Raw genomic sequence first — 962 nt, 5'->3', positions numbered from 1 at the left:
TAATCATGATGGATAATGCAACTTTTCACAAGAAACAGAGTATTCAACAAGTCATCATCGATGCGGGGCATATGCTGGAATATTTGCCTACCTATTCGCGAGAGCTTAATCCAATTGAACATAAATGGGCACAAGTTAAATGCAAAAAAGCGCTCGGATGCGACACAGATATTTTTGTTGGCACTCAATATGGTGTAATCAAAATTAATTCGCTTAGCTATAAATCGTTTGTTAGGCTTAATCTGGACGATTTTGCCGATGATTAGGAAGAGTTGTACGACATGGCAGAAGAACTTTATCTTAATTTGAAAAGAATACTGGAAAGAGAGTAACACGCGTTTATTACTTTTCGTTGTTTTTGGAAGGCATTTAACATGACTCGTCTTGTTTGGTTTCGCAATGATCTTCGTATTATAGATAACACAGCGCTATTTAATGCATGTCAGGATCAGCATGTGAAAATTATCGCGGTTTATATAGCCACGCCTATACAATGGCAAGAACATCATATATCAGTGCATCAAATTGCTTTTATTCACGATAACTTAATAAAGTTACAACACGGTCTTGCTGAATTAGGGATTCCTCTCATTTATCAAAAATGTGATGATTGTAGTGCATCATTAGATTGGTTAAAAGAATTTTGTCAAAAAGAAAAAATCAGTGAAGTATTTTTTAATCGACAATATGAATTAAATGAGCTTAGGCGAGATCAGCAGTTGAAATATATTATAGGCGATAAAGTTGCAATTCACGGTTTTGACGATAGCGTTCTTTTGCCTCCAGGTTCTGTTTTAAATGTTAATAATGAGATGTATAAAGTATTTACGCCATTTAGTCATGCCTTTATTAAACAATTAATTAAAACCGAAGTTTGTTCTCTGCCAACACCTAAAATGCGATCGAGTGGTGGAATTTCTATAAATCCTATCTCTCCCTACTTAAATGACGGCTACAAATCA

The 962-nt window shown here is 34.8% G+C and carries 2 protein-coding genes; both read left to right on the top strand.

Features of this window, described 5'->3' with window-relative positions:
* The coding region (locus ARSQ2_RS12035; RefSeq protein ID WP_202880426.1) for a transposase at positions 1-266 on the top strand (266 nt) is incomplete at its 5' end.
* Between the two features lie 108 nt (positions 267-374).
* Positions 375-962 (top strand): deoxyribodipyrimidine photo-lyase (locus ARSQ2_RS11600; protein ID WP_181995374.1); only part of this gene is annotated, 588 nt, incomplete at its 3' end.

It is taken from the genome of Arsenophonus endosymbiont of Bemisia tabaci Q2, from assembly GCF_902713415.1.
GTDB lineage: Bacteria > Pseudomonadota > Gammaproteobacteria > Enterobacterales > Enterobacteriaceae > Arsenophonus.
The sequence above is the reverse complement of the archived record's forward strand: the minus strand, read 5'-3'. Positions and strand labels throughout refer to the sequence as shown.